The sequence below is a fragment of the Mycobacterium sp. E3251 genome (assembly GCF_001666835.1).
GTDB lineage: Bacteria > Actinomycetota > Actinomycetes > Mycobacteriales > Mycobacteriaceae > Mycobacterium.
Window position 1 is genome coordinate 21,187 of sequence record NZ_LZJF01000192.1, and the last position, 13,376, is coordinate 34,562.

17 protein-coding genes are annotated in these 13,376 nt (G+C 66.4%); 12 read left to right on the forward strand and 5 right to left on the reverse strand.

What is annotated here, in order from left to right:
• Positions 1-12 precede the first annotated feature (12 nt).
• Positions 13-234, reverse strand: coding sequence for an MbtH family protein (locus A5697_RS23760; protein ID WP_067948094.1), 222 nt, complete (start codon positions 232-234; stop codon positions 13-15).
• Between the two features lie 761 nt (positions 235-995).
• On the opposite strand from A5697_RS23760, the gene A5697_RS23765 reads away from it, so the two are divergent.
• The 9 genes from A5697_RS23765 (at position 996) to A5697_RS23805 (ending at position 9,559) form a co-directional block, all read left to right on the forward strand.
• Positions 996-1,772, forward strand: coding sequence for a GAP family protein (locus A5697_RS23765; RefSeq protein ID WP_068012225.1), 777 nt, complete (start codon positions 996-998; stop codon positions 1,770-1,772).
• 155 nt (positions 1,773-1,927) lie between these two features.
• The gene (locus A5697_RS23770; protein WP_068012226.1) at positions 1,928-3,445 is read left to right on the forward strand and encodes a CdaR family transcriptional regulator; all 1,518 of its coding nucleotides are present in this window, start codon (positions 1,928-1,930) and stop codon (positions 3,443-3,445) included.
• Between the two features lie 132 nt (positions 3,446-3,577).
• Positions 3,578-4,207: a hypothetical protein gene (locus A5697_RS23775; protein WP_068012227.1), complete on the forward strand. Its 630-nt coding sequence runs from the start codon at positions 3,578-3,580 to the stop codon at positions 4,205-4,207.
• A gap of 271 nt (positions 4,208-4,478) precedes the next feature.
• Entirely contained in the window at positions 4,479-5,042 is a 564-nt protein-coding gene (locus A5697_RS23780) for a GreA/GreB family elongation factor (protein ID WP_082953563.1), read from the forward strand.
• Entirely contained in the window at positions 5,035-5,550 is a 516-nt protein-coding gene (locus A5697_RS23785; protein ID WP_068012228.1) for a GreA/GreB family elongation factor, read from the forward strand. The genes A5697_RS23780 and A5697_RS23785 overlap by 8 nt, the downstream gene beginning before the upstream one ends.
• 337 nt (positions 5,551-5,887) lie before the next feature.
• Positions 5,888-6,601 carry an alpha/beta fold hydrolase gene (locus tag A5697_RS23790; RefSeq protein WP_197501098.1) on the forward strand — a complete coding sequence of 238 codons (714 nt, stop codon included), beginning with the start codon at positions 5,888-5,890 and terminating at the stop codon, positions 6,599-6,601.
• Between the two features lie 133 nt (positions 6,602-6,734).
• On the forward strand, positions 6,735-8,291 hold the full coding sequence (locus A5697_RS23795; protein WP_068012230.1) for a succinic semialdehyde dehydrogenase: 1,557 nt from the start codon (positions 6,735-6,737) through the stop codon (positions 8,289-8,291).
• 128 nt (positions 8,292-8,419) lie between these two features.
• The gene (locus tag A5697_RS23800) at positions 8,420-8,998 is read left to right on the forward strand and encodes a cyclic nucleotide-binding domain-containing protein (RefSeq protein ID WP_067948496.1); all 579 of its coding nucleotides are present in this window, start codon (positions 8,420-8,422) and stop codon (positions 8,996-8,998) included.
• A 126-nt stretch (positions 8,999-9,124) separates the two neighbouring features.
• Positions 9,125-9,559 carry a DUF4383 domain-containing protein gene (locus tag A5697_RS23805; protein ID WP_067948498.1) on the forward strand — a complete coding sequence of 145 codons (435 nt, stop codon included), beginning with the start codon at positions 9,125-9,127 and terminating at the stop codon, positions 9,557-9,559.
• Between the two features lie 15 nt (positions 9,560-9,574).
• Here A5697_RS23805 and A5697_RS23810 read toward each other — a convergent pair whose 3' ends face one another.
• The 4 genes from A5697_RS23810 to A5697_RS23825 all read right to left on the reverse strand — a co-directional run bounded on the left by A5697_RS23810 (position 9,575) and on the right by A5697_RS23825 (position 12,161).
• Entirely contained in the window at positions 9,575-10,402 is an 828-nt protein-coding gene (locus A5697_RS23810) for an isocitrate lyase/phosphoenolpyruvate mutase family protein (RefSeq protein WP_068012231.1), read from the reverse strand.
• Between the two features lie 107 nt (positions 10,403-10,509).
• Entirely contained in the window at positions 10,510-11,274 is a 765-nt protein-coding gene (locus A5697_RS23815; RefSeq protein WP_067948502.1) for a cutinase family protein, read from the reverse strand.
• Between the two features lie 82 nt (positions 11,275-11,356).
• Entirely contained in the window at positions 11,357-11,842 is a 486-nt protein-coding gene (locus tag A5697_RS23820; RefSeq protein ID WP_068012232.1) for a pyridoxamine 5'-phosphate oxidase family protein, read from the reverse strand.
• A 31-nt stretch (positions 11,843-11,873) separates the two neighbouring features.
• Positions 11,874-12,161 (reverse strand): hypothetical protein, encoded by a 288-nt coding sequence (locus A5697_RS23825; RefSeq protein WP_068012260.1) that lies wholly within the window; start codon positions 12,159-12,161, stop codon positions 11,874-11,876.
• Positions 12,162-12,295: 134 nt separating this feature from the next.
• On the opposite strand from A5697_RS23825, the gene A5697_RS28635 reads away from it, so the two are divergent.
• From A5697_RS28635 to A5697_RS28195, 3 genes are all read left to right on the forward strand, one after another.
• Positions 12,296-12,427 (forward strand): hypothetical protein, encoded by a 132-nt coding sequence (locus tag A5697_RS28635; protein ID WP_255396012.1) that lies wholly within the window; start codon positions 12,296-12,298, stop codon positions 12,425-12,427.
• Between the two features lie 85 nt (positions 12,428-12,512).
• On the forward strand, positions 12,513-13,190 hold the full coding sequence (locus A5697_RS23830; RefSeq protein WP_068012233.1) for a DUF2510 domain-containing protein: 678 nt from the start codon (positions 12,513-12,515) through the stop codon (positions 13,188-13,190).
• Positions 13,191-13,213: 23 nt separating this feature from the next.
• Positions 13,214-13,372: a hypothetical protein gene (locus tag A5697_RS28195; protein WP_197501099.1), complete on the forward strand. Its 159-nt coding sequence runs from the start codon at positions 13,214-13,216 to the stop codon at positions 13,370-13,372.
• Positions 13,373-13,376 lie beyond the last annotated feature (4 nt).

A 13,376-nucleotide genomic window follows, 5' to 3' on the forward strand; every position in this document is an offset into this window, starting at 1 on the left:
ACCGTCTACACATCACAAACCAGCAGCGGACACCCTGTCACGCATGCTCTTCGGACGAATGTCGGGCCAGTTCTGTTCGATGTAGTCGAGACAGGCGGCGCGGTCGGCTTCGCCGTACGCCACTCGCCAGCCGGCCGGGACGTCGGAGAAGACGGGCCAAAGGCTGTGTTGTTCCTCATTATTGACCAAGACGAAAAATTTGCCGCTGTCATCGTCGAACGGATTGAGCTGCAACTGACGACCTCCTACAACAGAGATGAGAGCAGAAGCGCTGCGCGCGCAGCACTAGAAACGGTGCAGCGCTTCAGGATTGGCCGTTAGTTTCGACCAGTATGGCGACCTTCCCACCGGCACGATGCGAGCGCCGATGAGCTTCGCGGAGATCCCCGTCGTGATGTGACCGTGATGGCTGCGGTCCTGGCCCCAGTTTGTGTCCCCGACCCGAATCGCAATACCGTCCGCAACGCCAACGGTAACCCGGGAACCGCATATGCCGCTCCGCGGGGGCTTCCGTCGGCGCACCAGCGAACCATTAACAGGCTGGCACTACGACATTGGATGTCGCACTCCACGGGTCCGCAAGTACCCGGCCGCAGGTGCGGTCAAACCTGTGAATTTCGTTCCTACATAAGAGATTCGTAACCCGTGGATTTGTTGTACGCGCGTTCCCGCCACTCAGCAAAACAAAGCTTTGTCCCGACGCCGCCTACAATGAATTCATCTTGGGGTTGACGTGGCAGCGGAGCGGGGTGCTGGCTCTGCCGTTGCCGCAGCGGCACCGAGCCGCCGGTCTGACCATCGCATCTCCCCCGCGTGTTCACGCCGCGTTGGGTGGGTGTTCACGGGTGCGGGGGCGTTGTTCGAAGTTGTTGCAGGGGGTGATAATTCGCCGCCAAGGCGGACTCGACCGGTGGCGGGATGTGAATTGACGCACAGGGCCACAATCCGCTAGTGCCGGCGTTTAGACGCCCACGGCCGCGGGTAGAGCTGCGCCAATGTGGGGGTCAGTGCTGGGGCTGGGAATTCTGGCGGCACTCAATCCAGTGCGTCTGGGCCTCGCCCTGTTGATGATCTCCCGGCCGCGCCCCGGGCCGAATCTGCTTGCCTACTGGGTCGGCGGCCTCACCGTATGTGTGCCCGAGCTGCTTGCCCCGCTGATGCTGCTCAACTTCACATCCGCGTTCGGCTCCCACCGGCACGGTTCGGCCGCCCCGGCCGCGAACTCCACCCTCCCGCACATCCAAATCGCGCTCGGAATCCTCGCGTTGTCGATCGCCGCGGTCATGGCCGTGCGCTTCTCGACGCGGCAGCGGGTGAAGGCCGGGGCATCGGGGGGCGCCGCGGGCCCGGATGCGCCGATCGCGGTCCCGCGATTTCTGAGCCGCGCACGGGATGTCTCCGCCGAAGAGCGTTCCGGCATGCACCGCCTGCTCCACCGCGCCCACCGCGCGTGGGAGGAAGGATCACTGTGGATCGCCTGGGTGGTCGGGCTGGCCTCAGTGCCGGTCGACGGCGTGCTGTTCATCCTCGCGATCATCGTGGCCTCGCGGGCAGCGGTCGCCACCCAGGTCAGCGCCTCGATCGCGTTCGTCCTCCTGATGTATTCCGTCGTCGAAATGATCCTGGTCGGTTACGTGGCCGCGCCGGCTCGAACCCAGGCCGTGCTGCGGCAGCTGCACGACTGGGTGCGCGCCTACCACCGGCAAATCCTGGTCACCGTCTTCACGGTCGTGGGGGTCACGCAATTGGCCCAGGGCATGCACATCCTCTGAGCCTTTCGGGCTATAGCGGTGTGTGAAGGGCCCCCTCGAACACACTTGACGCACGAAGTGCACGCGCGTTAACCGATCGGCGTACGAGAAGCGTCAGGTCAGCGGGAAGATAAAGGGGCATCGGGTCTCATTTCTCGGCCGGCTTGGGAGCGCTCGTGATCACTTTGGACCGCTTGGTGAATGTGCTGGGTGGTTACGGGGTCCGGCTGGGTTGGTCATCGGTGCCCAGGTCCACTGAGCTGCGCAGCGTGGCGATACGCGAGGGTGAGCGCGCGGTGGCCGGTGATGTTTTCCTGGCGATCGGTGCCGCAACGCCCAGCGAGGCGGTGCGCTGGGCGAAGTCGGCACACGCAATCCTGGTGTTGACGCGCGGCGACGCCGAGCCGATGACGTTCGACGAGGGCGCCGGCGTCGGCGCGGTGATGCTGGTCGACGACAGGCTGTCCTGGAGCGAGGTCGCCGCGATCATCTACGGGCTGGTGCTGGAGGGCCGCGAAACCGCGGCCGGCCGAGGCCCCACTGATCTTTTCGCGCTGGCCGACAGCGTGGCGGACACGGTCGGCAGTCCCGTCGTCATTCACGACGCGCTGCTGCGCGTGCTGGCCTATTCACGGCGGCAGCAACACGTCGACCCGGCGCAGGTCGAGACCATTCTGGGCCGACAGACCCCGGACCGGCTGCGCGCACTATTCCACGCCCGTGGCGTGTTCACGCATCTCGCGAATTCGGACGAGCCATCGTTCGTCGAGGGCGATGCGGAATCCGGCGTCACCGGGCGCATGGTCGTGGCGGTGCGCTCGGGCCGAGAACTGATGGGGTCGGTGTGGGTCGCCTGCTCCGAGCCACTGGACGATTCTCGGAGGGCGGCCTTGGCAGAGGGCGCGCAGACGGTAGCCCTGCACCTGCTGCGGTCACAGGCCAGCGCCGACCTTGAGCGGCAGGTCGAATCCGAACTGGTGATCCGGTTACTGGAAGGCAGCGTTGACTCCGCCACGGCGGCAAGCAAGCTCGGCCTGCCGCAGAGCGGCCTGCGGGTGATCGCGCTGCAGGCATCCGTCGGCGCCGAGCGCGACACCGCCCTACTGCTGGCGTTCGAGCGCGCCACCGCCGGGTTCGGCTGGTCACGGCCCGGTCGCAGCGCCTTGGCAGGCAACACCATCTACACCGTGCTGCCCGGAGAGCAGGCCGCGGTGGCGCGCCGCTGGGTCACCGGTCTCGAAGCGGCCCTGCCCGAAGGGGTGGCCTTGTTGGCCGGCGTCAGCGGGCCGGCCACGGTGACCGATCTGGCCGCCGCGCGTCAGGAGGCCGACGAATGCCTGGCGCTGCACGAGTCGTCACCCGGATCCGCGGCCCCCGCCTACGACGAATCGTGGGATGACATCCTGCTGCAGCGGTTACGGACCGCGGCGCGAGCCGGCCGGTCTCCGACCCGTGGACCCGTGGCCGAGCTGGGCCGACACGACCGCGCTCACGGAACCGACTACCTCGCCACCCTGCGGGCGTGGCTCGAGGCGCTGGGCGACCCGGCCGAAGCCGGCGAGCGTCTGGGAGTACACGAAAACACGGTGCGTTACCGGCTGCGCAAGATGGCCGAAATCACCAATCTCCCGTTGGATGACGCCAAGAAGCGGCTGGCCATGATGATCGAACTCGCGGCCACCGATATCGATTGAGCGAACGCTGTCGTAATCCGACAACGAGCGGCGACGCCATTGTCGGACTTCGGCAAGCCGTGCGGCATCCACCCGCGCCACCATCGAGGTGAGAAACCCACGGCCTTTCCCGATCCGTCGATAGGACATCCGATGACTAGCCCGCGTCACGATGATCGACCGCCGTGCCAGCCCGGGCCCGGCGACCACGCCGCGCTGGAGACCTTCACCGTGCCCTTTCCGCGAAGGCTGTTCTCTCGGCTGTTCGGCTGCAACCCGCTGCTGCGGGCAAGCGACCGGGTGGAGGCGCTGCTTCTGGTGCTGGCCGTCGCGGTGTCTCTGTTCACCGTGCCGATCGCCGCTGCCATCGGCACCGCGGTCCATGACTCTCGCAGCCGCCTCTACGCGGAGCAGGTCCAGACGCGCCGCACGGTGACCGCGACTGTCGTCGGGGACAGCCGCTCCCCGCGAAAATTCGACAGCCGGACAGTCCAGATGCCTGCCCGCTGGGATTTTGCCGGGGCCGAGCGCACTGGAGACATCGCCGCACCCCCCGCGGCCAAAGTCGGTGACGACGTGGAGATCTGGGTCGACGGTCAGGGCTCGCCGGTGACCCGACCGGATTTGTCGCCCCGGGACCAGGCGGTCACGATCGCCGTCGCGATCTGGTGTGCCGTAAGCCTCACGGCGGCCGCTTCGTTCGCCGGCGCCCAGCACGCCCTCGACCGAGCGCGCTACGCCGGATGGCAGCGCGACTTCGACCGTGTCATCGGGCAACGGTGAGCTGATGGCGGCACCACCGATCGGGCACCCGGTCCCGCAGCGAGCGCCCGCAAGGAACCTGCGCTGTCGGCTCGGAACAATGACGAACACCGGCGTTGTCCAATTCGGGCAAACGCCTCAGCGCCCACCCGGACCACCATGGAATTACCCACCGCGACCCGCGCGATGGCTCCGACGCACGTTGCCCCTCACGGGCTCCGGGTCGTCAGGGGCGGCTGCCACACGCCGGCCCGCCTCTGACGACATCCCTACGCAGTAAAGGAATTACGCGATGAGCAGTTGCACGCCCGCCGTTCTGACGCCGCAGCACTACCGCCGACTGCAGGACGAACTCGCCGCGCTGCGCTCCCAGCGCAGCGTCGAAGTCCCCGACGACACAATGGATTACGGCGGGATCCGCGGGGCGCGCCCCGCGGCACGACGACAACGCATCCGCGAGATCGAGGACCTGCTGGCGACGGCCGCGGTGCGTGGCAACCCCGCAGTCGGACGGATCGCGGGCCCGGGCATGGTGGTGACGATCCGCTACGACGCCAGCGGTGAAACGGAAACGTTGCTGCTCGGCCGGCGCGGCGCCGAAGACGCCGACGTCACGGTGTACTCCATGGCATCGCCGCTGGGCCGGTGCATCGCCGGTGCTCGTCCCGGTGAGCAACGCATCTACGCGATTCCGCATGACAAGGGCCAGCTCGTGACTCTGCTCAAGGCCACTCCGTACCGGGATGCATCGGAAGCCGCACGCGCGCAACGGATGCAGCCGCCCAACGCGGCTAAGCGGCCGCTTGATCGGCAGCCATTGACCGCCATCGAGAGAAGGGGAAACGAACATGACTAGCGTGCAACCCGCGTGGCTAACGCCGGAGGCCTATGCGCGGCTCCAGCAAGAGCTGGCCACCCTGCGGGAGTCGTTTGACGGCAACGCGTTTGGCGATGCCGCCGATGAGAGCGCCGCGGCCGTCCAGCGCGCGCGGCGGCTGAGGATCCAACGGATCCATGACCTGCTGGTCAACGCCGTCGTCGGAGAGGATCCACCCGACGACGGAATCGCCGAACCGGGCATGGTCTTGACCGTCCGCTACGACGACACCGGTGACATCGAGACGTTCCTGCTGGGCGCGCGTGGTGCCGAGTACGGCGATGTGGAGGTGTACTCGGTCAATTCCCCGCTGGGTGCGGCCATCATGGGGGCACGTCCCGGTGAGCGGCGCAAGTATGTGCTACCCCATGGTGTCGGGCTCACCGTCACGCTCGTGGACGCGGTGCCATACGGTACCCACCTCGCCGGTATGAACTGTCGGCCGGCCGGGAAGCCTGCAGTGTCTAGCGCTTTGGGCCCGAGATGATTGTGCTGCCATGCTATTCGAGCTGATCGACCCGGTGGCGACGATATTCCTTCTCGTGGCAGTGCTCTTTCTGACGATGGCGGTCGCTTATGGGCGCTCGTGAGCGCCCCGCCCCCTGTTCGCGAAAGGTCCGTGAGGATTTTCGGTGTGCCCGTGGGATGCTCGATCGAAGAGTGCGGCTACCGGGCTGGACAACAGCGCGTGCGATGGAGGCACCTCGGCGATGAGCGTTTCAGGTCAGATGCAGCGCTTTGCGTGCGAGCACGGAAAACAGGTCGTCGTCGGAAGCGTCCCGTGGCGCTACTACAGACTCGGCACGGGACCGACTGTCCTGTGGTTGACGGGTGGATTGCGTCGGGCCGCCGTCGCGTCGACGTTTCTCGAAAGGCTTGCCACTCGGCATGCCGTCATCGCCCCCGATTACCCACCTGTCCTGACTATCGCGGAGTTCATGGCCGCGTTCGACGAAGTGTTGCGTACGGAATCCACCGACAGCGTCATGCTGGTGGGTCAGTCGTACGGCGGGATGCTGGCACAGGCGTATCTCGCGCACCGCCCACACGCCGTTCAGCGCCTCGTTCTGTCGAGCTCCGGACCCGCGGACTTCGCTCGGCCGTGGGTTGTTGCGGAGGAACTGTTCATCCTGCTCGCGCGCGTGCTGCCGGAAGCGATGCTCAAGAACCTGGTGTCCGTCGGGCTGGCTCGATTGGCTCACCAACTCCCGCAACCCACACGGACCGAAATGACGGAGGTCATTCGCACCGTCGTGCATGACGAGTTGCGCCGGTCCGACGTGGTCTCGCACTTCAGCGTCGCCGCGGACGTCATCCGCAGACGCATCGTTAGCCCCGCCGCGTTCGAGGGGTGGCGAGGCGACGTCGTGGTATTGAGCGCCAAGAACGATCCGACCCAAAGCCCGCGGGATATAACGCGGTATGAGCGGTTGTTCGGGCGCCGCCCCGAGGTCATGAGCCTCGGCGAACTTGGGCACGTCGCGGCCCTGGTCGATCCCGACCGCTACGCGGACGAGCTCGAGCACGCGCTCAGGTAAGTGTTGTGGCGCAACTGATTCCGAGCCGGAGGACGTCGAACCGAAATGACGCCACGCCGACCGAGGCAACCGCAAGCAATCCAGACGGATAGGCTGGTGGCCTGGACGCTGTGCTCATAGGGGAGGTAACGACATGCCCGCACCGTCAGCCGAGGTCTTCGACCGCCTGCGTCAGCTCGCCGCGATCAAAGACGCCGCCGCACGCCAGACCAAGACGATCGACGAGGTCTTCACCGGCAAACCGCTGACCACGATTCCCATCGGCACGGCCGAAGACGTCGAAGCGGCATTCGCCGAGGCACGGGCGGCTCAGGCCGACTGGGCGAGCCGCCCGGTCTCCGAGCGCATCGACGTCATCAGCCGCTATCGCGACCTGGTCGTCGACAACCGCGAGTTCCTGATGGATCTCTTGCAAGCCGAGGCCGGAAAGGCCCGCTGGGCGGCGCAGGAGGAGATCGTCGATCTCATGGCGAACGCGAACTACTACGTGCGCGTCGCCGCCGACCTCCTCAAGCCGCGCAAGGTGCAGGCGCTGCTGCCGGCTATCGGCAAGACCACCGTGGTCTACCAGCCCAAGGGTGTCGTCGGGGTGATCTCGCCGTGGAACTACCCCATGACGCTCACGGCGTCCGACTCGGTGCCGGCGTTGCTGGCGGGTAACGCGGTGGTGCTCAAGCCGGACAGCCAGACCCCGTATTGCGCGCTGGCGTGTGCCGAGCTCTTGTACGAGGCCGGCCTGCCGCGAGCCCTCTACGCGATCGTGCCCGGGCCGGGCTCGGTGGTGGGCACCGCAATCATCGACAACTGTGACTACTTGATGTTCACCGGCTCGACCGCCACCGGCAGGCAGCTCGCCGAACACGCGGGCCGTCGGCTGATCGGCTTCTCGGCCGAACTCGGGGGCAAGAACGCGATGATCGTCACCCGTGGCGCCAACCTCGACAAGGCCGCCAAGGCGGCCACCCGCGCGTGCTTCTCGAACGCCGGCCAGTTGTGCATCTCCATCGAGCGGATTTACGCCGAGAAGGACATCGCCGACGACTTCGTCGGCAAGTTCGGCGCGGCGGTGCGGAACATGAAGCTGGGGACCGCGTACGACTTCTCGGTCGACATGGGCAGCTTGATCTCCGCGGGTCAGCTGGACACGGTGACCGACCACGTAGACGACGCGAAAGCCAAGGGCGCCAAGGTGATTGCGGGCGGCAAGGCGCGGCCCGACATCGGGCCGCTGTTCTACGAGCCCACGGTGCTGGCCGAAGTCACGCCGGAGATGGAGTGTGCGGCCAACGAGACGTTCGGGCCGGTCGTGTCGATCTACCCCGTCGCCGACGTGGATGAAGCCGTCGAGAAGGCCAACGCCACCGAGTACGGGCTCAACGCTAGCGTGTGGGCCGGCTCGTCGGCGGAAGGCGAACAGATCGCCGCCCGGTTGCGGTCGGGGACGGTGAACGTGAACGAGGGTTACGCGTTCGCATGGGGCAGCCTCAGCGCCCCGATGGGCGGGATGGGCCAGTCCGGCGTCGGTCGCCGGCACGGACCCGAGGGTCTGTTGAAGTACACCGAATCGCAGACGATCGCGACCGCGCGCGTGTTCAATCTCGATCCGCCGCTTGGCATTCCGGGGACGCTGTGGCAGAAGTCGCTAGTTCCCGTTGTGCGCGCGGTGATGCGGCTCCCCGGGCGCAACTGACTACAGCCGCTCGCCGCATCCACGTATGGTCGGGCCGGCTGTAGATTACGTCGCAATCTTCTGCCATCGGTATGGCAAATCGCGTTACGCTCCTCGATATAGCGTCACATCGCACGTCAGGAGCCGCCATGAAGGCCGACGAGAAGCAATATGAGGAAGACGCTCGCCGATTACGCCAGTACGGCACCTTCGATAAGTTCTCCGATGCTGACCTGCAGCGGCTCGCCCGAGCGGCTCATCGCACTTCGACGTCGGCCCCATTGCCGCTGATTCATGAGCAGACGCCGTCGGACTCCTGCTACATCCTGCTCAGCGGGGAGGTCGGGGTCTACGTCGGCCGGGACCGCGTCGCCGTCCTGGGTCCGGGCGAGGTGATCGGCGAATCGGCGCTCCACCGTGGGAAGCTGCGTTCCGCGACCGTTACGACGATCGGGCCGGCCGAGGTCTTGCGCATCGAACGCGCTGATCTCGCCAGAATGCTCGACGAGATGCCGGCACTTCGCGAAATCATCGACGCATCCATCGCGCGGCACGTGCCGGTCGAGCTGCCGCCGAAGCCAAAACCACCGCGCATGAAGTTGGGCGCCTCAGTCCGCACCGAATTGGTCGAGCGATTTGAGCAAACCGCCAACAGCGCTGGTGTGGACGTCGCGGCCGCGGTTGAGGACGCACTTACTCAGTGGATCGAGCGCAACAGCACGGCGTAGCCAATCTCGTTCCACGCCTTTGCGTTCCGCAAGACTCGGTGGCAGGTCGCTGCCCCGCTTCCATTGACCACCTTCTACTACGGGGCGTAGTATCCAGGTATAGGGCCGCGCACAAGGGGGTGCAACGTGAGGTGGAGTTTCGCCCAGATCGGGCTGCTGATCATCTGCGCTTTTCACGTCATTCAGGCCGTGATCGGCCTCGTCGTCAATCCCAGCTTCGCGACCGGTCCTACCGCGCCGACCGTTCAGCTGCTCGGGATGGACTACAACGGCTGGCACGCCGTCGCCGGTCTCGCGCTGTTTACTCCCGGTCTGGTGTTCGCGCTGCGCAAGTCCTGGGCCGTGCTATATCTGTTGCTCGCCGCGATAGCCGGTGCGCTGCCCGGCATTTGGGCGTTCTTCTCACATCAGGTGGCCTACGTCTTCACCTTCCCAAACAACGTCACCGACGCGGTGGTGCACCTGCTGACCGCTGGGGTGATGGTCGCCGTGGCGGCCGTCCAGGTCCGACTGGATGGTGGACTGAAGAACTCGCTCGTCGATCTCCGGAAAGCCCGGTAGCTCGCCGCCGCGACCCTATTCGCTGAACAGCGTATTCAGCTCGTCGAAGCTCGCGGCTCCGGTGAGTCCCTCGAAGGAGCCGTCCTCGATCAGCTTCCGCGCGGCGGCCAGGAACGCACCCCACGCGACCCGACTGAAAGCCGAGCCGACGCTGATCCGTCGCACCCCCAACTGCGCGAGGTCCGTCACCGTCAGCCCCGTGTCGGAAGACATCAGAACGTTGACCGGATATGGCGCCACGGCGTCGACGAGAGTGGCGATGTCCTCTCGGGTGCGGATCCCCGGCGCGAAGAGCACCTCGGCTCCCGCCTCACCGTAAGCCTGCAGCCGCCGGATGGCCTCGGCGAGCGGATCGGGGTGGCCGTAAAGGAAGCATTCCGCGCGGCCGGTCAGCATGACGTCGGCTCCCGAATCGTCGATCGCGGAACGCGCAGCGCGGACGCGGTCGGTGGCCTCGGCCAGCTCGAAGAGCGGCGCGCCGGCGTTGCCGGTGCCGTCTTCGACGGAGAGGCCGGCCACGCCGGTGGCCACGCAGCGCGCCACATTGTGCGCCAGCTCGTCCGGACTTCGGGCATAGCCGGCCTGGAAATCGGCATTGACGGGCACGCTGACCGCGGCCACTATTTCGGCGATGTTGTTCAGTGCCTCGCCGACGGAGAGCGCAGTCACCGTGTCGGGCAGACCGCGCGCGAAGCAGAGTCCGGCGCTCGTGGTGGCCAGTGCAGGGAAGCCCAGCTTTGCAAGCGCGATTGCCGAACCGGCGTCCCACGGATTCGGGATGAGAAAACACCCCTGTTGATGGAGTCGGCGAAAACGGGCTCCAATGTCGCCGCGGGATTCCACAACCCGATTATGCTCGCGCCCATGTGAAGTCGCCACACCGCCGCCCGATCGACTCCAGAATCGAAATCACTTGTGCGCGTTGGCATTCACACAAGGCCGGGCTGGGATCAACCCGGAGCGGCGGGGAACCCGACGGCGGTCGTCGGTGCGCCAGGAGCGCCAGCCGCCGGACCGCCGGGACCGCCGCCAAGACGACTGGCCGCAAACGCCGCGCCCTGGTCGATCATCGCCGTGTTGGTCGAGTACGTGTCGTGTGCGGCGAAATTCATTCCGTCGGAGCAGATCGGGTCACCCTCGGCGCATACCTGGACGGTCTTGGCCTGATAGAGCGGACCGATGACGACCGGCGGCTCGCCCAAAAAGTTCATCGCCTTCTCGCTTGGCAGTGCGAAGAGCACGACCGACGAGACATGGTTGGCCACCTCGGGGTCCAACGGTTTGGGCACGGAGGCCGGATCGATGCCAGCCGGCACGGCGGCCGAGGTGACGAACCCCATCACGGCAGCGCCCTGGGAATAGCCGGCGAGCACCATTTTGGTGTTGGGGCAGTCGTGCGCCGTCGAAACGACATGCGCGCCCGCGTCCCTGATGCCCGCCTCGCCCGCGTTCGTCCAGTCGTGGGTGGCGGGATAGTTGACCGGATAGACGTCGAGCGACTTTGCGCCAACGCGCGGCCGCAGCGAGTCGACGAATGCCTGTCCGGTCGCGCCGAGTCCCGGCGGGTCATCGGTGCCGCGCGCGAACAGCACCTGCACGTCCGGGCATGGATCGGCAGCAGCGAACGGAATGGCAGAACCGAGGACCGGAGCGCTGACGCCCGCCGCCGCGAGGACGGCGGAAACAAGCAAATGGGGTAGGTGACGTGCGGTCATGTGCGGTGCACCCCCCAACAGATGCGGTATCTAAACCACGATCTTTCATGCGGTGCCCCGCGTGGTCAAGGTGTATTGCTGGCTAGCCCTCGTTGACGAGGTCCGCGAGGAACGCGGGTAACCGCCCGGCGCCAAAGTCATAGAACCGCGCCCATAGCGGTTCGACCGATATGCGCACCATCTGCTTATACGTCGACCGCACGTTGCGTTCGAACTCGGCGAGTTGCGGGCCGTCCATAGAGCTCCTCGCCGCCTCGAGATACTCCTCGGTGACGCCGTCGACGGTTTGCAGTGTGGCGAGCCCGCGTACCAGGAGGGCTTTCGCCTCTTCCGGGGTGGAGCCCGAATCGATCGTCAGTGCCACCTGCGGACGTGCCGAAAGCGCCCGCGCTTTCGGGGAGCTCGGTGCGGTGGAGACGACGATGCGTTCGCCGGTCCAGTGAAATCCGACCGGGATGACTCGCGGGAAGCCGTCGTGCCCGTTGTAGGCGAGCCTGGCCATGGAGCCGGAGAGCAGCTTCTGGGCCCCGGGGAGGACGAGCTCCCGGGCCAACTCCTGGGTGTTCATCACACTCGTAGTCCTACACCGGACCGCGGGCTCACAGCTGGCCGAGGCGCTCGCTCACCCGGGCCAGTGCCTCGTCGAAGATCTGCACCTTCTCGCCGCGCTTCTCGTTCGCGGGCTGGGCGGAGCCGCGGGCCCCTTCGGCCTCCACCCGAGCCGCACCCCGGCGCCGCAACAAGCTGAAGTTCTTGTCGCGCGCCTGCCTGAGCCGGCTCTGCAAATCCTTGAGCGACTTCTCGTCCATGCGCATGAGGGCCTCGGGATGGCTCTCGCCGATCAACGAGCTTTCCTGCTGGGTCAGGTTCACCTGGTGGCTGCTCACCCCTAGATTCATAACCCGCTCCGGGCGTACCGGCGCGTCGAATGTCCGCCACCACGCCGAGTCGTCACGCCGGGGCCATCTCGAGTTCACATCGCCGGAGGCGTGGGTAGTCCTTAGCGACGAAGGAGGTTGCGATGGGCAGGCATTCGAAGGACGAGGACGAGCCAAAGGGGGGCCGACCCGGTCCCGCGGATCAGGGCGGCGAAGGTGGAATGGCGACGCGTGAGAACGCGCCGGAACTCACCGAACCGGACCGCGAGGACTGAGGGGCGAGCGCACCAAACGGGGCCCGTTTCGAGCGGCCCCCGCGGCGGGTAGCCGAGAGGTCTCATTCACGACGAAAATGGATAGATGCCATTCGAACAGGCGCCGCCGCCGCCGCCCCAATCGGCGCCGGGCTGGTACCCCGACCCGGCGGGGGTTGGTCACGGGCTGCAACGGTATTTCGACGGCACCAGCTGGACCAGCGAGTGGGCGTTCGCCGCAGAACCGCCGAAGAAAGAGACTCCCGGGAAGGCGGCCCTGGCCCTCGCGGCTTTGGGCTTCCTCGTCCTGCTCATCATCGTCGGGAAGACCTGGGTTTTCGACCAGAAGAAGGACGCCCCATCGACCCCGACCAGTTCGGCCACAGCGGGACCGCCGACCGAGGCTGCGCCGACTACACCGCCCGGCCCCAAGAAGCCGGACGGAGTCACCTTCACCACCGCACCCGGCCCGAACGGCGACGTGGTCAACGCCCGATTCGCCATTCGTGACAATTACACCGAACAGATGATCAAAGACGGTGCGCGGACGGACACCATCGACATCCTCAGATATGCGAGAGCGACGTATCCCGACGCTTCCGCGGTGAACGTGCAAGGCACCTTCCCGATGACCGACCCGTACGGCAACACCGCGACTCACGTCGCCATCGACCTCACGTATTCACGAGAGACCTTGAACAAGATCAACTTCGATGGCATCACCAAAACCAGCATCTGGGAGATCCGCGATTCCGGCACTATTCTTCCGGCTTTTCAGCCGTAGACCGGTGGGCGGATAATCGCGTCGTGCCCACCGAACCCCCTCGCCCATCCCGGGCCGCGCCGAAGCCGCCGCGGGTGCGTACCACGCCCGAGGATCTGGAGAGGTTCGGCGACGAGGAGCAGATGCGCTCGGCGTCGGACGAAGCCCGGCTCCGCGACGAGCGACCGCCGCATCACGATTAGCCGC